This window comes from Acidithiobacillus ferriphilus (assembly GCF_028215975.1).
In the GTDB taxonomy this organism is placed as follows: Bacteria; Pseudomonadota; Gammaproteobacteria; order Acidithiobacillales; family Acidithiobacillaceae; genus Acidithiobacillus; species Acidithiobacillus ferriphilus.
Map to the genome: position 1 here is coordinate 421,885 of NZ_CP116458.1, position 15,676 is coordinate 437,560.

16 protein-coding genes are annotated in these 15,676 nt (G+C 63.2%); 13 read left to right on the plus strand and 3 right to left on the minus strand.

What is annotated here, in order from left to right; all coding sequences use genetic code 11:
* Positions 1-542: 542 nt before the first annotated feature.
* From PJU76_RS02060 to PJU76_RS02100, 9 genes are all read left to right on the plus strand, one after another.
* On the plus strand, positions 543-857 hold the full coding sequence (locus PJU76_RS02060) for a hypothetical protein (RefSeq protein ID WP_215879469.1): 315 nt from the start codon (positions 543-545) through the stop codon (positions 855-857).
* Positions 854-2,722, plus strand: a complete 1,869-nt coding sequence (locus tag PJU76_RS02065) for a type IV secretion system DNA-binding domain-containing protein (protein ID WP_215879470.1) — start codon at positions 854-856, stop codon at positions 2,720-2,722. The genes PJU76_RS02060 and PJU76_RS02065 overlap by 4 nt, the downstream gene beginning before the upstream one ends.
* Positions 2,719-6,228: a MobF family relaxase gene (gene mobF / locus PJU76_RS02070; RefSeq protein WP_271781028.1), complete on the plus strand. Its 3,510-nt coding sequence runs from the start codon at positions 2,719-2,721 to the stop codon at positions 6,226-6,228. Before PJU76_RS02065 ends, mobF begins: the two co-directional genes overlap by 4 nt.
* Before the next feature lie 307 nt (positions 6,229-6,535).
* Positions 6,536-6,937, plus strand: coding sequence for a hypothetical protein (locus tag PJU76_RS02075; protein WP_215893904.1), 402 nt, complete (start codon positions 6,536-6,538; stop codon positions 6,935-6,937).
* 58 nt (positions 6,938-6,995) lie between these two features.
* Positions 6,996-7,235, plus strand: coding sequence for a hypothetical protein (locus tag PJU76_RS02080; RefSeq protein ID WP_215893905.1), 240 nt, complete (start codon positions 6,996-6,998; stop codon positions 7,233-7,235).
* Positions 7,236-7,505: 270 nt separating this feature from the next.
* Positions 7,506-7,691: a hypothetical protein gene (locus PJU76_RS02085; protein ID WP_009566195.1), complete on the plus strand. Its 186-nt coding sequence runs from the start codon at positions 7,506-7,508 to the stop codon at positions 7,689-7,691.
* On the plus strand, positions 7,688-8,827 hold the full coding sequence (locus PJU76_RS02090; RefSeq protein ID WP_271780276.1) for a hypothetical protein: 1,140 nt from the start codon (positions 7,688-7,690) through the stop codon (positions 8,825-8,827). The genes PJU76_RS02085 and PJU76_RS02090 overlap by 4 nt, the downstream gene beginning before the upstream one ends.
* Before the next feature lie 2 nt (positions 8,828-8,829).
* Positions 8,830-9,897, plus strand: a complete 1,068-nt coding sequence (locus tag PJU76_RS02095) for a hypothetical protein (protein ID WP_271780277.1) — start codon at positions 8,830-8,832, stop codon at positions 9,895-9,897.
* Positions 9,848-10,456 (plus strand): M50 family metallopeptidase, encoded by a 609-nt coding sequence (locus tag PJU76_RS02100; protein ID WP_271780278.1) that lies wholly within the window; start codon positions 9,848-9,850, stop codon positions 10,454-10,456. The genes PJU76_RS02095 and PJU76_RS02100 overlap by 50 nt, the downstream gene beginning before the upstream one ends.
* On the opposite strand, the gene PJU76_RS02105 is transcribed toward PJU76_RS02100, so the two are convergent.
* The 3 genes from PJU76_RS02105 to PJU76_RS02115 all read right to left on the minus strand — a co-directional run bounded on the left by PJU76_RS02105 (position 10,447) and on the right by PJU76_RS02115 (position 11,776).
* Positions 10,447-10,728: a hypothetical protein gene (locus PJU76_RS02105; protein ID WP_271780279.1), complete on the minus strand. Its 282-nt coding sequence runs from the start codon at positions 10,726-10,728 to the stop codon at positions 10,447-10,449. The genes PJU76_RS02100 and PJU76_RS02105 overlap by 10 nt on opposite strands.
* Entirely contained in the window at positions 10,725-11,027 is a 303-nt protein-coding gene (locus PJU76_RS02110) for a helix-turn-helix domain-containing protein (RefSeq protein ID WP_009566190.1), read from the minus strand. The genes PJU76_RS02105 and PJU76_RS02110 overlap by 4 nt, the downstream gene beginning before the upstream one ends.
* 74 nt (positions 11,028-11,101) lie before the next feature.
* A complete protein-coding gene (locus tag PJU76_RS02115; RefSeq protein WP_271780280.1) occupies positions 11,102-11,776 on the minus strand; it encodes a hypothetical protein in 675 nt (224 codons plus the stop codon).
* Positions 11,777-11,951: 175 nt separating this feature from the next.
* Between PJU76_RS02115 and PJU76_RS02120 the strand changes: the two genes are divergently transcribed.
* The 4 genes from PJU76_RS02120 (at position 11,952) to PJU76_RS02135 (ending at position 15,672) form a co-directional block, all read left to right on the plus strand.
* Positions 11,952-14,015 (plus strand): YadA family autotransporter adhesin, encoded by a 2,064-nt coding sequence (locus tag PJU76_RS02120; protein ID WP_271780281.1) that lies wholly within the window; start codon positions 11,952-11,954, stop codon positions 14,013-14,015.
* A gap of 19 nt (positions 14,016-14,034) precedes the next feature.
* Positions 14,035-14,598 carry a hypothetical protein gene (locus PJU76_RS02125; protein ID WP_271780282.1) on the plus strand — a complete coding sequence of 188 codons (564 nt, stop codon included), beginning with the start codon at positions 14,035-14,037 and terminating at the stop codon, positions 14,596-14,598.
* 125 nt (positions 14,599-14,723) lie between these two features.
* A complete protein-coding gene (locus PJU76_RS02130) occupies positions 14,724-14,993 on the plus strand; it encodes a hypothetical protein (protein ID WP_271780283.1) in 270 nt (89 codons plus the stop codon).
* 127 nt (positions 14,994-15,120) lie between these two features.
* Entirely contained in the window at positions 15,121-15,672 is a 552-nt protein-coding gene (locus tag PJU76_RS02135; RefSeq protein ID WP_271780284.1) for a restriction endonuclease, read from the plus strand.
* Positions 15,673-15,676 lie beyond the last annotated feature (4 nt).

The window sequence follows — 15,676 nt, forward strand, 5'->3', positions numbered from 1 at the left end:
ATTTTAGATCGCCGCCCGCCCACAAACTCCACCGCCTCGTGGACGGCTGACCTACGGTCACCAGCCCGGACACGTCCGGGCTTGCCGCCCACAACCCGCGCCACCGCCGGCCCTTGTCGGGGCCTTCGTCGCGCGGGCTTCGGGCCGTGGAGTTTGTGGACGGGCGGTGAATCTTCGAGGAAAGATTTTGCATTTTTCCGCAAGCGGAAAAGCGGTTCGGCGAGCCGTCCATTTCATGGACTAGGGGCACACATTACGCAGCTCCGCTGCACCGCTGGAATCGGCTCTTTATCCCTGCATTTTCATGTGGTTGGGTGTGTGCTACGCGAGGCGAAAAAAATGAGCTACGGCGGCGCGTAAAGCGGGGTGCGCGTGCTACGTCTTTGTGCTACGCCTCAACCCTTGTTCCCACTATGCAAGGGTCCAAGAACGGGCGCGGTTTTATGCTACGTGCCCGCAAATTTCGTTTTTTTTGCCATTTTTTGAAAATTTCGTCTCGCGGGGGAATAGGGGGAGATGCCACAACACAGAGGATGCTCCAAATGAGAAATCCGTTATCGGTTAGGTTCACAGAGGAAGAGATGGCGCGAATCTCGGCCATGGCGGGAGAGCGAAATCTTCCAGTTAGGACGATGGTCAAGGTGCTGGTTAGCGTCGGCATGGACCAGCTCATGACGATGGAGATGGTGGAGCGGTTCGAGGAGCGGAACGAGGCGATTCTCAGAGAGATCCTCGCCCGCGCGATGTCTCTCTCGGTCCAGGCTGGGATAGACAAGGAGAAACTGGAGAAGGGCAAGGAGATGGCCGGGGTGGTGATCGAGACCATCCGCAACGAGCGCGAGGAGAACGTCCAATGATGCCCCGAGCCAAGGTCTCCGTCTGGGCGTCGGGCATGGGGACGCTATTCCATCGCGTCCATCTGTTCATTTCGCATCTCGGTCGATTCGCCATGGTCTTCGTCGGCGCGTGGGGCTCTGTGTGGGACTTGTCGCTCGCCGTGTTCGATCCCCGCGCGGCGGATTATCTCTGGGGCGTGGCGGCGGGATCGTTCTTCTCGTTCCTTCTCGACGCCGGGGCGCCCATGACCATCGAGGTCCACGGGCGGGACGTGACCGCGCCCGCCTGGCAGGTGCGCGACTACACGGCGGCGCATTTCCCCTGGTTCGGTTTTCTGTTCTGGGGGATCGTGTCCCTCGCGTTGTGCTTGGGACTCGGCGTGATCGCCACGCGGCTTCTCGTGCGCCGGGGCGTCGTGGATCTCGCGGACCGGTTCGTGCGCGGTCAGCGCGTGGTCGCCCCGGAGGACGTGACCGCGTTGATTCCGACCGACGATCGCAGTCCCTTCACCATCGGCGGCGTGCCCATCCCATCGTCCAAGCTCGCGCGCAACGTGCTCTGCGTCGGCTCCATGGGCTCCGGCAAATCCCAGGAGATTCTCCACCTGATGGACGCGGCGCGGGCGAGCGGAAAGAAGGCGGTGATCTACGACTTGTCCGGCGAGTTCGTCGAGCGGTACTTCCGGGAAGGGGACGTGTTGCTCAATCCCCTCGACGCCCGCTGCGCCCCGTGGACCATATTCAACGACATCCGCAAGCGCATGGACCCGGCGGCCCTGGCGGAGTTCTTCGTCCCTCAGCAGAGCAACAAGCAGGCGTCGAGCGATCCCATGTGGGAGAACGCCGCGCGAATGCTTCTGGAGGACATCATCCGCATCGTCGGCGGGAGGCCGCAAGGCCAGCGGTCCATGGCCGACATTCTGAAAATTCTGTCTATGCCTCTGGCCGATTTGTTCGAGTTGCTCGGCAAGAAGAACGCCGTGAGCGCGGGGCTGATCAACGACAAGAATCCCAAGAGTGCGGAGTCGGTAAGGATGACCTTGTTGGCTCAGCCCGCAATCCGTTTCTTCTCGCTGTTCGACCAGGCGGGGACGTTCAGCATCCGCGACTGGGTGAGGAACCAGGACGATAAGGGATGGCTGTTCATCTCCTCCCGCACCGACCAGCACGCGACGATCAAGCCTTTTGTCTCGGCCTGGCTGGAGATCGCGATGATGGCGATCATGGAGCAGAGGCCGACGCCGGATCTGCGGATGATGCTGGTCCTCGACGAGTTGGCGTCGCTGCAAAAGATGCGGGCCCTGGAGACGGCTTTGACCTTCGGGCGCAAGTACGGCCTGTTCACCGTCGTCGGCATCCAGAACGCCGCGCAGGTGGACGAGATCTACGGCGAGGACGTTAGCAAGGTGCTCATCGCCAATCTTCAGACCAAGCTGGTCCTGCGGACGGAGGAGGAAACAAGCGCCCGCCGCCTGGCGGACATCCTCGGCAAGGAGGACGTCGAGGAGGTGCAGGAAAACATCAACCTAGGCGGCGAGGACGAGCAGCACACCAGCGCCCTGGTGCGCAACCGCAAGGAGCGGTACTGCGTCCTGCCGTCGGAGATACAGATCCTCCCTGACCTGGAGGGATTCTTGAAGATCGCCGGGGACCTGCCGGTCTGCAGGGTCCGCATCGAGTACAAGGCCCGGCCCGTCATAGCCCTGGAGTACGTCGAGCGGGAGGGGCTGGACTTCCTGGCCGGCGGCGACGCGGAAGAGGGCCCCGACCTGGATCAGTTCGGGGTGGATGAAACGGTGGACGAGCCGTGGCCGGAGGAGGAATCGCCGCACGAGGACGACGCCGGCCATGGAGAAGGAAACGAAAGCGGAGGGGTGTGGCTATGATCAGCGTGGGACAGATATCGAACGCGGGCGGGGCCGCGAGTTACTACACGGAAGAGCAGGATCGGCTGGAATACTACCAGGGGGAAAAATCACCCTCGGAGTGGAAAGGCGCGGGCGCCAAAATCTCCGGCATCGAGGGCGAGCAGGTCACGCGGGAGGGCATGGAGGCCATGCTCTCGGGCAAAGTCCGGGAAATCGGGGAAAGCGGTTTCATCGAGGAGCGGCAGCTTGGCCGGATCCGCGCGGACCAGGAGACCGGCGAGAAGAAACTGGAGCACCGGGCGGGTTGGGATTTCACGTTCAGCGCCCCCAAGAGCGTCAGTATCGAAGCGGAGGTGTTCGGGCGGAGCGACGTGCTGGACGCCCACCGGGAGGCGGTTGACAAGGCCATGGGCTACCTGGAGCGGCACGCCCAGGCGCGGATCGACGGCAAGACCGAAAACACCGGCAACCTGACCTACGCCCAATTTGAGCACGCCACCACCCGCGCCGGCGATCCCCAGGCCCACACCCACGTCGTCGTGACCAATCTGACCTACGGCGAGAACGGCAAGGCCTACTCCTTGGAAAGCAAGGGCATGTACGAGGCCCGGCACGCGGCGGACAACGTTTACAAGAACGAGTTGGCCCGGAGCCTCCAGGAGAAGGGCTACCAGGTCGAATGGAACAACACGGGCGACTTCGAGATCAAGGGGTACGCTCGGGAGCAGATCGAGGCCTTCAGCAAGCGTAGCGAGGAGATCAAGGAGGAGCTGGCCGAGCGGGGCGTCACCAAGGCGGAGGCCTCGGCGCAGGAGCGACAGATCGCGGCCCTGGATTCCCGGCAGGCCAAGAACCACCCCGAAAGCCGGGAGGCGCACCAGGAGCGGTGGTTGAAGGAGGCTGATGAGATCGGCATCAAGCCGGCGGAACGCGCCCAGGAGGGAGGGGAAAAGGCGAACGGCAAGGAGGCCGCCCGCGAGGCCGTGGGCAAAGCCATGTCTCATATCACCGAACGCGAGGCCGCGTTCAAAGAATCCGAACTGTACAAGGAGGCCGCCCGCTTCTCCCAGGGCGGGGCGAGCCTGGAGGAGCTCGACCGCGCCGTCCGGGACGCGAAGGCGTCCGGCGGGCTGATGGATCGCGGGGACGGCAAGTTCACCACCAGGGAGATGACCACCCTGGAGGATGGCGTCGGCAAGCGCATCGAGGAGGGCAAGGGCGCCCACCAGCGGGTCATGGACAAGGCGGAGTTTGAGCGGGCCCTCAAGGACTTCGAGGCGCGGAAAAGCAAGGAGAAGGGCCAGAGCTTCAAACTCTCGGAGGAGCAGCGCGGCGCGGCGGGAATGATCCTGACCGGCAACGATCGCTTCCAGGGGGTGCAGGGCCTCGCCGGCACCGGCAAGACCACCATGCTGGAGTTCGTTCGGGAGGCGGCGGAGACGAAGGGCTGGGAGGTCAAAGGATTTTCCAACGGAGCGGCCCAGGCGCAAAAGCTGCAAGAGGAGAGCGGCATCGGGAGCCAGACCACCCGGTCCTTCCTGAACGAGCGGCGGAGCGGCGCGCAGGCGGCGCGAAAGGACGCGGAATTGGCGCGAGGGGCGTTGGCGACCTACGAGGGGCGCAAGGTCTCAGCCCGCAAGCTGGAGAAGATCGCGGCGGATCCGGCCACGAAAAAGGAGTGGGACTCCAAGGGGCGGGTGTATCTTAGGGTCAAGGACGGGCGCGTCTACCAGCCCGCCCTGCATTCCGGCAAGCGATCCATTGAAAGCCGCAACCTCAATCACGCCGGCCTCACCAAAACCCGCTACGTCATTGGCGAGAAAGGCGTGTTCAAGCAAGGCGGCACCCTCAAGTCGGAGTTGGCGGGCAAGATAAACGACCGCATCCAGGCGGGGATCCGGCGCGATTACCACAAGGGCCTGGATCGGATACGCGCCGACGTCGCCAAATCCGGCGGAAGGGCGGGGGTCGGGGCGCAGTTGCGGGCCATCGGTCACGGCTTCCAGCGGGCGCTGCGGTCGGACCTGCCCCGGTCCGCCCTGCGCAAGCACGAGAACTGGCGCAAGGCCGGCGCCATCGAGTCCGTCGCCGTGCGGGCCACGGCCTGGATTCAGCAGACGCGGGAGCGGGCGGAACTGGTCAAGGACCTCAAGGGCCAGGCCGGGCTCATGGACAAGGCGGATGGGGCGCGCAAGGTGCTCCACATCCATGACGAGGCGAGCCAGTCGGGCTTGAAGGAGTTCACGGACGTCATGTCGAAAACGGAACGGGAAGGCGCCCGTACCGTGTTTCTTGGCGATCGCAACCAGCATCAGGCGGTTGATGCGGGCAAACCTTTTGAACAGGCGCAAAAGTATCTGCCCATGAACGAACTGACCGACATCCACCGCCAGGAGACGGAAGAGGCCAGGGGAATCGTCAAGGACGTGCTGGAGGGACGCCACGGGGAGGCCATGGCGCGCCCGGCGATCGAGGTCCGCGGCGAGCAGGACAAGGTGCGCGAAAAATGGGAGGGCAGGGAGCTTTCGGAAAAGGATCGGCAAACGATGCGGGCGGAGATGCGCGGCGCCGCGCGAGCCGACAATCAGCGCGTCGTGGAGAGGATCGCCAAGGACTACGCGGCGCTGCCCCAAAGAGAGCGAGGCAAGACCGCCATACTTACCTCCACCAACGTCGACCGGCGGGCCGTCAATGACGCCGTTCGGGAGCAGTTGAAGGCCAAGGGTGAACTGGGGCGGGGCAAGGAGTTCGCCATTCTGGAGAAGAAGGACATGACTGGCGCGGAACGGCGGGCGGCGGCCTACGAGCGGGGCGACGTGGTCAAGTTCACTTCCGGGTATCGGGCGCTGAACGTGGAGAAGGGCGCGGAGGGGCGCGTCGTCGGCAAGGACGACCGCACCAACCGGGTGAGCGTCGAGCTGGACGGCGGGCGCGTGGTGCAGATGCGCGGGGACCTTAAAGGCGTGGAGGCCAGCAGGGAGGTCAAGCGGGAGTTCGCGGAGGGCGACAAGATCGCATTCTCCAAAAACGACCGGGAGACCGGGTTCAAAAACGGCCACCAGGGCAAGGTGCTGGAGATTCGGGAGAAAAGCCTCGTCGTGGAGATGAATGGAGAGCGGCGCACGGTGGACCTGGAGAAATACCGGAACATCGATCACGGTTACGCCATGACCAGCATGAAGGCCCAAGGCCAGACGGTGGACCGGGCGATGATCCACCACAACACCGAGTCGGGCCGACACGGCGACCGGGAGACTTACGTCAACGTCACCCGCGCCCGGATGGAGGTCAAGGTCTACACCCAGGATGTCGAGAAGGCCAAGAGGCAGGCTGGTTTCAAGATGGACAAGGAGACCGCCAGACCGGAGCGCGAGGAGACCCGCCAGGAGCGCAAGGAGGAGCGTCGGGGCGCCGAGCGCGAGGCACCCGAGCGGAAACAGGCGGGGAAGGAATCCACGGGATCCGGCAAGAGCAAGGCCGGCAAGGAGAAGGAGGACGAACTGGAGTTCGGGGCCGGACGCTGAGTTCTCCACAAAAACCGGGGATGGCTCTGTGGATGGCTGTTCCATCCCGTTGAACCACCGTGGCCATGCGCGGCGGCGCCAAAACGCGCGCGGATGCGACGGTTCCGGCGGGTGTATGGGGGCGGAAAGGGAATGAAAGCCGGAGACGGCTGACGGATGGGTTTCGCCCCGCTTCGCAAGGAGGGGGCGGAAAAGGAGGCGGTCTGTTTGGGCCGCCAAGAGGCGGGCTTCGGCCCGCCTTTTTTTTGGGGCCGAGTCGGCGCCGTCCAAAAATTTCGCCTCGCGGGGGAATAGGAGTGGATACCCGATGTTTTACCGGAAAGGAGACGAAGCGATGGATGAATACACCCCCAGACGTCTGGCGGTTTTGCTGTTGCCCTTCAATCCCAGAGCCCTCCCGGATCTCTATCTGTGCGGCGAGGACACGGAGTTGATGGGCACGTTGCATGACATTTTGGAGGACCTGATCCGCATGGTGGCCGACGAGAACGACGGCGTGGTTTCCACGGGCGTGTTGAAGCGCCTCCTGAAGAACAAAGGGCTGGATCGGGACTTCCAGGATCGCATGAGGAAATACGGGGCCGCGCGTTCTTCTTTCTTCCGTCGCATGGACACGGAGACGTTCCTGTGGGGGGAGCTTCTGGGTCAGGTGCTTCAGGGACTCAAGGACTACCGGGGCGAACCAAGGATGTTCCGGGTGTCCCGGTAACGCGCGGAAATTTCGCCAGCCGGGGGAATAGGGTGTGGAGAGCGGGAAAGGAGTGGTCATGAAGTTCGACGAAGAGGTCCGAGCGGTCAATGAAACCCTGGCGCGGCTGTTCCCCCACCCGATCGAAGCCGCCTCCCTATGGGTTCTCCCGAGCCCTGGCGAGGGTTTCTGGTTGAGGGGTTGGCAAGAATGCGCGTGTTCGCGCGCGCCCGCGAGGATCGGCGTCCACTTGCGGCAGTTTCACAGTTTGGACGCCATTCACCGATGGCTGAATCAATGGGAGGACTTGGCGAAATGAGGAAGTGGGTTGCCGTGACGTTGGCCCTGGCCACGTTGTACCTGAACGGATGCGCTCCGTTTTCCATGCGCGGGTACGAAGAAGGGCAGAAATTGGGATCGATTTTACCATACGAGCAGATGAGGTAGCGAAAATGAAAAAGTGGATAGTTGTTGCGGTGGCCTTGGCCACCTTGGGCTTGAACGGATGCGCGTATTTCAGCGTGTTGCACCATAACTTGGAGCGCAGCTTCGGGACTCCGACCGCGTCGAGCCAGTGAGGGCGCCCACCATGAGAAAGTGGATCGTGCTGGCGTTGACGGCGGCCACCCTCGGTTTGAACGGGTGCGCGTATTTCCATGTGGTGACCACCCTGTCCTGCGGGCGCGCCTGTTTGCCGGAGGCGCACCCTCACGGGGAGGCGAAGGGGGATCAATCGCCCCCTTATCGCGTGAATCATCAAGGAGGTGAGCAATGAAGAAACGTATCGTGGTGGCGTTGATGTTGAGCTTCGGCCTGGCGGGATCGGCCCTGGCCGACGGCTTGGGATCGGCCCTTTCGGGCGTGGCGCAGGGCCAGGGGATACAGATCGGCGGAGCGCCGATCCTGCGGGGGAGCGAGCTGGGAGACATCCTCGGCAAATGGGGGCTGCACCCCGAGAACAGTGGCGAGCTCCGGCGGATGTTCCAAAACGGCATCAATCCAGACTCCTGCGACGTCGGCCTGATCAATGGCTGGCTCATGGGATCGGATATGCTGTCCATCGACACCGGACCTCGGCGGGGATTGTGGGGCCTGATCATCCCCATCCACCAGGACGGTCAGGTCATGGACGGGTGGACGGAACAGGGCACCCTGTTCCCCAACCCCGACATGGCCAAACTGGGCATCCCGCATTCCTTCGGGATGGCGGTGCGCGTGGCGCCGATGCCTGGGCGGCTCCCCATGTGGAGTGACATCCAACAAAACGCCGCGTCCTACGTCCCCGACGAGAAATGGGGGGGCGGGATCGGGTGCTATGGATACCAGACCATTGAGCATGTCAGTTACGCCTGCCACGCGGTCGGCGTGAACGCGATGAGGAAGCTCAATGAGGCGATGGCGACGGAGGCGGGCCAGGTGATGACCAAGCCGATGACCGGCGAATGGAGCCTGGGACTCGGTATGGGCAAGGCCCATGTGGAGGCCGTCGAATCCGGTTACAAGACGTTGATGGCCAACATCGACGACACCTGGGGCGAATCCGCGCCGCGCTACGTCTTCCTCTGCGAGTCGGGGGCGTCGTCCACGGGGGTCGGGCATGTCCCGCTCAAGCGGTGGCGGGCCTGGGGGGAAAAGGTCTGGGAGCCGTTCCAGAGCGAGTTCCATCCCTACCTCTTCCATGACGTTCACGCCGTCTTCGTCAAGGAGAACCTGCGCCAAAACCTCATGACTCGCGACAACGACAATCCCATCGACGCCCTTTCCCGGTCGGTCTCCGGGATGGAGAAGGTCCGGGTGGTGGCCGTGCCCTTCGGCAAGGTCCAAAACACCCTGTTCGGGTTCTCCTCGGGGGCCGCCATGCCGGAGGATTACTGGCTAGCGGCCATTCCCGAGAGCGTCAAGGAGAAGTGATCATGAAGCGCGCATGGTTGGTCCCTCTGGTCATTCTCAGCGTGATTCCGGCGGCTCGAGCCACCGGGGTCGTCGGGAAGATCGAACATTCGCGGAAGTCCGCCCATGGCTGGGAAAGCAGGCAAGGGGCGGAGGCGCGGCGGTCCTTGAGGCGTTCCGCCTCCTTGAGCGGCGAGATGAACGCGGCGGCCATCCTGATCCCGCTCATGCGGCGGGTCGAGAACGGCGGCATGGCCTTGTCCTCCCCCGCCGTGACGCGACTGGTCCAGTCCTGCAAGGTGTTCTCGGCGACGCCGCTGGTCGGCAGCGCCTGGGCGTATTGTCATGGGACGGGAGCGCACGTCATTCCCTACCTCCCGAACAGCGGCATGGCCCAGCAAATTCTGTTCGGGACGGGCGTCGCCGGAGGGCAAACGGGTCTGTGCAGCGGGAATCGGATGTTCTACGGACAGGTCGGCACGGCTCAGGGCATCGAGAAGGCGGGGATGATCCCCGACTCCATGCTGGCTCCCCAATGGCCGGGGGAACTGAAGACCCGCTGGTTTCGGGAAGCGATCCCCATGTACGGGGCGCGGATCGCGCCACCCCTGTTCGCCACCCTCTGCTACTCCACGGAGGCCAAGGTGGTCGCCGACGCGGAGCGGATACTGGCGGACTCCGCTCCCCCCGTGGTCCATGGCGGGCGGAAGGTCTACGAGATCACCCAGGGGGCGGCGGAGCGGGCCTTGGTGGAGGGGGGTTCCAAAGACGCCCTGGCGGCCTCGATGCGCCTGCTGGATCCGGCCTTTTCGCCGGGCAACGGGTGCGTGGTGCCGGTCAAGGGAGACGCGGCCTATAATCCCTCGGAGAACACTTGGAGCTGCGCCGGCGTGCAGGTCAACGCGGGCCAGCGCAGCGCCCAGACGGGCGGTTTGACCATCCTGGGGGACGGCGCGTTCTGGGGGCGGTCCCTCAAGGTCGCTCTGACGAGCGAATCCAGCGCCGAGCGGTCCCACAGCCGGTCCTCCTCCACGTTTAGCAATGGCGAGGTCTCGACGAGCGGCAGCGCGACGCTCAACCAGGCCCCTTGAAGGAGACGGAATGTTATTGCTCATTGCCGCGCTTCTGATCACCCTCGCCCTGTTCGTGGGCAGCATCCTCGCCCATGAGCTGGGCCACGCGGCGGCGGTGGCCTGGCTGGCGGGTAGAATGGCTGTCCGCAAAATCTCCGCCGGATCCGTCATCGTCTTCCGGCGGGGCGTCTTCGAGATCGGCCTTTTGCCGACCTGGGGGCATGTGGAGTTCGACCCGGAGCGCCTGGGGCCCATCGACAGGCGCCTGGTGGCGGCGGCGGGGCCCGTGGCCTCCGCCGTCACCGCTTTAGGCTTTCTGGCGCTGGGGCGTTCCGGCTGGTTCGATCCCGGCTGGACGCGGGCGATCCTCACCATGGGAAAGGCCAACATCGCCTTGGCGTGGGTCAACCTCCTGCCCATTCCGCCCTTGGACGGCTGGACCATCATCGAGACGTGGTTGCCGGCCTGGGGCGTTCGCTGGTCCACCGGGACGCTGGATGCGGTCCGCCGTTACGGGGCGGCCTTCGTGTTCGTCGCCTCGGTCTGGCTGGTCCTGTTGATCGGTCCCTATCGCTGACCGGCGGGGCGGCGTTTCTCCTTCGCGATCCTCTCGTTCTCCGCCGACTTGACGGCGGCCCAAGCCATGAAGCCGGCGGACGAAACTCCGAACAAAAAAGCGCCCGCCATCGACGACAGGCTGAGAATCCAGTGCCCTTTCACCAAGAAGACGAAGGTGAGGAGCATCAGGGAAAGGAACAGGACCGCCCCCAGGGTGAAAAGGACGTTGATCAGGAGGATTTGCTTCCTGGTCTCCCCGTCCATTGATTCCTTCGCTTCGCTCTTCCTCATGACGCCTTTCCCATGCGCCCAGACGGGCACCCCACTCGTAACTCGACACGCAAGCCCGCCTTGTCCGCCATGCTCACCAGAGCGTCCAAGCTGAACCGCTCGATCCTCCCCCTCGCCAGATCCGATACGCGCGGCTGGGCGACGCCGAAGATCCTGGCGGCGCCCGATTGGCTCAAGCCGGCATGGGCAATATGTTCCTTGATGGCCGACATGAGCACGCGCCTCATTTTCGCGTTTCGGACGCCGGGGTCGATCATGGCGGTGGTCATCGCGCCGGGAAACCGTTTGTCGTTCACCATGGAATCGCTCCTCCAGTAAGGCCATGGCCCAATGGTGGCAGGATTCGCCGTGGTCGCCAAGGGCTCGGGCCTGGTCAATTCACGGACGAGGCGACTTGGCCGAAGCCCTCCATGGTCTGGGAAACAGCGCTGGTCTGCGCCACGCGATAGACCTTGTAGGCCGCCGAACTGTTCACGCCTCCGTTGAAGGCGAATTTGGACTTGCTGATGTTTTTGGTGAGATGCACGGGCACGCGGTCGTGCCATACGGCTTTCCCATCGTGATAGATGGTGATGGCGTCCACCACGTTCAGGTCCATTTGGTAGTAGCGCGGCGTGAAGAGTCCGACGACCGGAATCAGTGCCATGCCCATGCTCTTGCCCAGATCGTAATGTACGATGGCCTCGTGCTTGTGCGGCGGCAGAGGGGCTATGTCCGTCTCGATGACCCATCCCGCCGCCGGCGGCGCCGTTTCCGTTTGGGGCATGGCGCCCGCCTGTTTCAGGGCGCTGGCCAGCAGACGGTCATAGTTGGTGGTGAGCGCCTTGACCGAGAAGGTGTGCTCCCGGCACTTGTGAGTGGCCTCCAGGAGGCAATCGTTTTTGACGAAAGACCCGCTCGTCACCTTGGTCACCAGCGCGACGTTTTTATGGGTGACGTTCGCCTGCGGCATGGCGCCGGAGTAGTGCATGTTGGGCGTCGTGGCGCAGCCGGTCAGGGCAGCGATCGTAAGCGCGCCGACAAATAAGCGGGTTTTTCTTCGTTCCATTGGCTTCTTCCTTCTTTTTGGCGATAGGTTGATCCGTTTATAGCAATTTTTATATGGATGGGAAAGATCGCGCCGGATGGCGGGGCTGGAAAAGGAAACGCGTCGATAAATTTCGCCCCCGGGGGGAATAGGTCGTGGGCAAGTCGCCCATCTCTATTTCTCATGGGAGATCGGAATGAACGCGAAGTGGAAAGGTATTGTGACGGCCCTGGTTTCCTGCGGAATGCTGGCGGCCCCATTGACGGGATACGCGGCGACCGGGGGTACGGCGACGGGAACATCTGTTACCGGCAGCGACGTCACCCAGCAGGATTCGAGCGGGAATATCGCCGGCGGCGGCGGAGCCACGGCGGCGGGGGGCCATTCCACGGCGCTGGGAACCAACGCCCAGGCAGACGCCACTGGGGCCACGTCCGGCATCGGTCACGACGGGACGGCGGATGGCGGCGGCACGTCCCTGGGGTACAACGCGAACAGCGGGAGCGGCGGCACATCCCTGGGCTATTCCGCGCAAAGCGACGCGGGGAGCGTGGCCGTGGGCAGCGACGCGAACGCGGTCCCCTCCAGTGGCACCACCGCCACGGAAAGCCGCAACGTGGCGGTCGGACAGGCGTCCGGGGCGACCGGCACGGATTCTGTCGCCATCGGCGGCGGAGCGACTTCTTCCGGGAACGGCAGCGTGGCCGTGGGCAACGGCGCGTCGGATGGCGGCCAGGCCGACGTGTTCTCGGTCGGCAGCGGCGCCGCAACCAGTTCTTCCACGGATCCATCGACGCGAACCATCATCAACGTGGCTCCGGGATCCGTCACGGCCAACAGCACGGACGCAGTGAACGGCTCCCAGCTCTACGGTGTGCAACAGACGGCCAACAATGCGGCCAGCGCCGCCAGCAACGCCAGCGGCGCCGCGTCGAGTGCGCAGACGGCGGCCACCAACGCCCAGACGGAGGCCTCGGACGCCATCACGAGCATGGGCGGAGGGGCGGGCTATTCAACATCCAATGGCTACACCGCTCCGACATACACCGTCGGGTCATCCACCTACGACAACGTGGGCGGAGCCGTTTCTGCACTGAACGGCGTTCAGTCCGCGACGGCGGGCACCGTGTCCACCCTGCAAGGCAATCAAACGACGGACCAGTCCGCCATCTCCAGCCTGAAAAGCCAGCAGCAAACGGACGTGAGCAATATCTCCACGCTCCAGAACCAGCAGCAGACGGACGTTTCCAATATACAGAGTGCCCAGAGCGCGGCGGCCCAGGCTGCCACCACGGCGAGCAACGCCGCGACGACGGCGGGACAGGCGCAGGCGATCGCCCAAGCCGCGCAGACCACGGCCAACACGGCGGAAACCGCAGCTAAGGCCAACACCAAGGCCATCACCACGGTCCAGGGGCAGCAGCAAAAGGATGAAACGCTTCTGCAATCCACCCAACAAAACGTGACGACCATCCAGGGACAGCAGCAGGCGGACGTGGTGGCCATCTCCACCATCGGCCAGCAGGTCCAAACCCAGGGCGGTTACATCCAGCAACTGCAAAGTGCCGTCGGGAACATCAACGGCAAATTGCTCCAGAACACGGCCCAAGGGAATGGTTCGCTGGCGACTGGGGGAGGAAGCACTGGCGGCTATGCGGGGGCGGTCGCCATCGGACAGGGGGCGGCGATCACCCAATCCACGGGACAAGATCCGAACACCACCGGCGCGGTCGCCATCGGCGCGGGCGCGCAGGCCAACGCGGATCCCGGCACGGCGGTGGGCGACGGGGCGGACGCGGCGGGAGCCAACTCGGCGGCCTTCGGATATGACGCCCAGGCCAACGGGCAAAACAGCGTCGCCCTGGGTGCCGGATCCGTCGCCAATCGCACGGACAGCGTGAGCGTCGGAGACGCGGCCACCGGCTTGAATCGGCAGATCACCAACGTCGCGCCCGGCACGGCCTGGAACGACGCCGCCACCGTCGGCCAGGTGGAGGGGGCCATCGGTCAAGCGAATCAACACGCGGACCAGCTCGGAGCCATCTCCCAGGCCTCCATCAACGCGGCTGCGGCTGCTGCGGCGGGCGGAGGATCGCAGAGCGTGGCGATGGGCGTGGGGTACATGCCCAACGGCGGCGAGGGGCTGGCGATCTCCTACCGAGTCCGCCTCACCCGCCAGATCAACGCCGTCGGCACGTTCTCGGGCAACCCGGAAGGGGGAGAGGTCCAGGGCGGCACCGGCGTGGCGTGGAATTGGTGATTTTTAATTGGAGGGAAAAATGAAAGCGAACGAGTTAGAAGAGTATCTGTACGTTGTACAGGACTGTTGTGATGCGATCGAGGCCGAAGAAATGTCGTGTGAACATAGTATATGGATTACCGACGTCAGCGAAATCATAGGGAGCCTAGCAATAGATGGGTTCTCTATGGAATATCGCTCTCGATTTTTGAAAGAAATCAGCGGTGCTTTGGGACGGCTGGAAGCATGGGCAAATCAACGGTCCGATATCTGGAGTAATGAGGTGATTGATCATTTCATTAAACCTTGTTTTTTAATCAGAGAAAAACGGTACGGTAGACTTGGCTATCATAAAGAGTTCACAAGGCATAATAGCCTAATGAGTAACTTGCAAATAGCTTTGGTTTGTTCGGATCGGATCGAACAGAACCTTTACTCAAGACAGAAAGCCTTTGATAGGCATGCAAATGCGATTAAGTACGCGGCTAATTCAGCGAAACGCCTACTTGCAAGCAATCCATCTCGTTTCAACTTTGAAATATGGGAAGCTATCGACCGGCTTGCGAATTGGGCCTGGCAAGTAGAAGGTGGAATAAGGAAATGACCATAGATAAATGGGTAAGTAAATTCCGTGATGGATTTTGCCTTGCAGCAACCCGTCCTCAGGCAGCCTTAGCAGAATGGAAATGTCCACACCTTCATCAATTTCGCCGATCTCCTCTGGAGTGGATGGAAGCGCGTAATGGTGGAGCATCTGCCGGGTATTCTCATACTGCGGGCGAACGTAAAGTTTCCTATTTCCAGACCCAGCAGCAGATGGACGTTTCCAATATCCAGAGTGCCCAGAGCACGGCAGCCCAGGCGAGCACCACGGCGAGCAACGCCGCGACGGCGGCGGTACAAGCGCAGACAACCGCCCGACATGGCCTGGAGCGACGCGGCTGCGGCGGGAGGAGGATCGCAGAGCGTGGCGATTCGTCGTGTTGTCATGGGTGTTGATCGCATGTTTCGGCCTCGACGGATGCGCCTTAGTGATCATCCCCGCTCAGATCGCCCTGTGCATTTCCGCCCACGGCCAGGGCATGGTCGACTTGTCGGCGGCGGAAGCCGGCGGGAGGGGCGGGCGATGAGCGCGAAGGCTTTTATGAGCGACGCTACGGCGCTCTGGTTGAGCATTCACAGCCGGTTTCTGTCCTGGGCGAAGAGGCGGCACGGACACCGCAGGATGCGGGCCAGGTGGACGGCTGCGCGGATCTTATCGATTAAAGGCGCGGATGATCGGAAGACGGTCGCAAGGCGCATTGCCTATCTGCGCAAGATCGATCCCTGGGTGTTCGAGGAGCTGGTTCTGGACGCTTTTCAGCGCCTGGGATGGACGGTCGTGAGGAATCACCGCTACACCGGAGACGGAGGCCTCGATGGGCGGATCTACGCGGATAGCGTTTGGTCCGGCGTCCAGTGCAAGAGGTACAAGGGCGACGTGCCGTTGTCGATGATCACGCGCTTCGCCAGGGACTTGAGGAGGGAGGGCTTGACGCGGGGGTTCTTTATCCACACCGGGAGGGTGACAAGAGAGGCCTTGGACAACGTGCCGCAGGGGATCGTGATCTTGTCGCCGGTCGATTTGGTGAGGTGGATCGGGAGGGAGGATTGTGATCAAAAATTTCGCTGCCGATGACCGA

Excerpts from the sequence above, each read along its gene's own strand:
- PJU76_RS02080 (WP_215893905.1), top strand. The coding sequence starts at position 6,996 with ATGAAGTTCGACGAAGAGGTCCGAGCGGTCAATGAAACCCTGGCGCGG.
- PJU76_RS02110 (WP_009566190.1), bottom strand. The coding sequence starts at position 11,027 with ATGGTGAACGACAAACGGTTTCCCGGCGCGATGACCACCGCCATGATC.
- PJU76_RS02125 (WP_271780282.1), top strand. The coding sequence starts at position 14,035 with ATGAAAGCGAACGAGTTAGAAGAGTATCTGTACGTTGTACAGGACTGT.
- PJU76_RS02090 (WP_271780276.1), top strand. The coding sequence starts at position 7,688 with ATGAAGAAACGTATCGTGGTGGCGTTGATGTTGAGCTTCGGCCTGGCG.
- PJU76_RS02100 (WP_271780278.1), top strand. The coding sequence starts at position 9,848 with ATGGCGAGGTCTCGACGAGCGGCAGCGCGACGCTCAACCAGGCCCCTT.
- PJU76_RS02135 (WP_271780284.1), top strand. The coding sequence starts at position 15,121 with ATGAGCGCGAAGGCTTTTATGAGCGACGCTACGGCGCTCTGGTTGAGC.
- PJU76_RS02115 (WP_271780280.1), bottom strand. The coding sequence starts at position 11,776 with ATGGAACGAAGAAAAACCCGCTTATTTGTCGGCGCGCTTACGATCGCT.
- mobF (WP_271781028.1), top strand. The coding sequence starts at position 2,719 with ATGATCAGCGTGGGACAGATATCGAACGCGGGCGGGGCCGCGAGTTAC.
- PJU76_RS02060 (WP_215879469.1), top strand. The coding sequence starts at position 543 with ATGAGAAATCCGTTATCGGTTAGGTTCACAGAGGAAGAGATGGCGCGA.
- PJU76_RS02095 (WP_271780277.1), top strand. The coding sequence starts at position 8,830 with ATGAAGCGCGCATGGTTGGTCCCTCTGGTCATTCTCAGCGTGATTCCG.
- PJU76_RS02120 (WP_271780281.1), top strand. The coding sequence starts at position 11,952 with ATGAACGCGAAGTGGAAAGGTATTGTGACGGCCCTGGTTTCCTGCGGA.
- PJU76_RS02130 (WP_271780283.1), top strand. The coding sequence starts at position 14,724 with ATGGAAGCGCGTAATGGTGGAGCATCTGCCGGGTATTCTCATACTGCG.
- PJU76_RS02105 (WP_271780279.1), bottom strand. The coding sequence starts at position 10,728 with ATGAGGAAGAGCGAAGCGAAGGAATCAATGGACGGGGAGACCAGGAAG.
- PJU76_RS02075 (WP_215893904.1), top strand. The coding sequence starts at position 6,536 with ATGTTTTACCGGAAAGGAGACGAAGCGATGGATGAATACACCCCCAGA.
- PJU76_RS02065 (WP_215879470.1), top strand. The coding sequence starts at position 854 with ATGATGCCCCGAGCCAAGGTCTCCGTCTGGGCGTCGGGCATGGGGACG.
- PJU76_RS02085 (WP_009566195.1), top strand. The coding sequence starts at position 7,506 with ATGAGAAAGTGGATCGTGCTGGCGTTGACGGCGGCCACCCTCGGTTTG.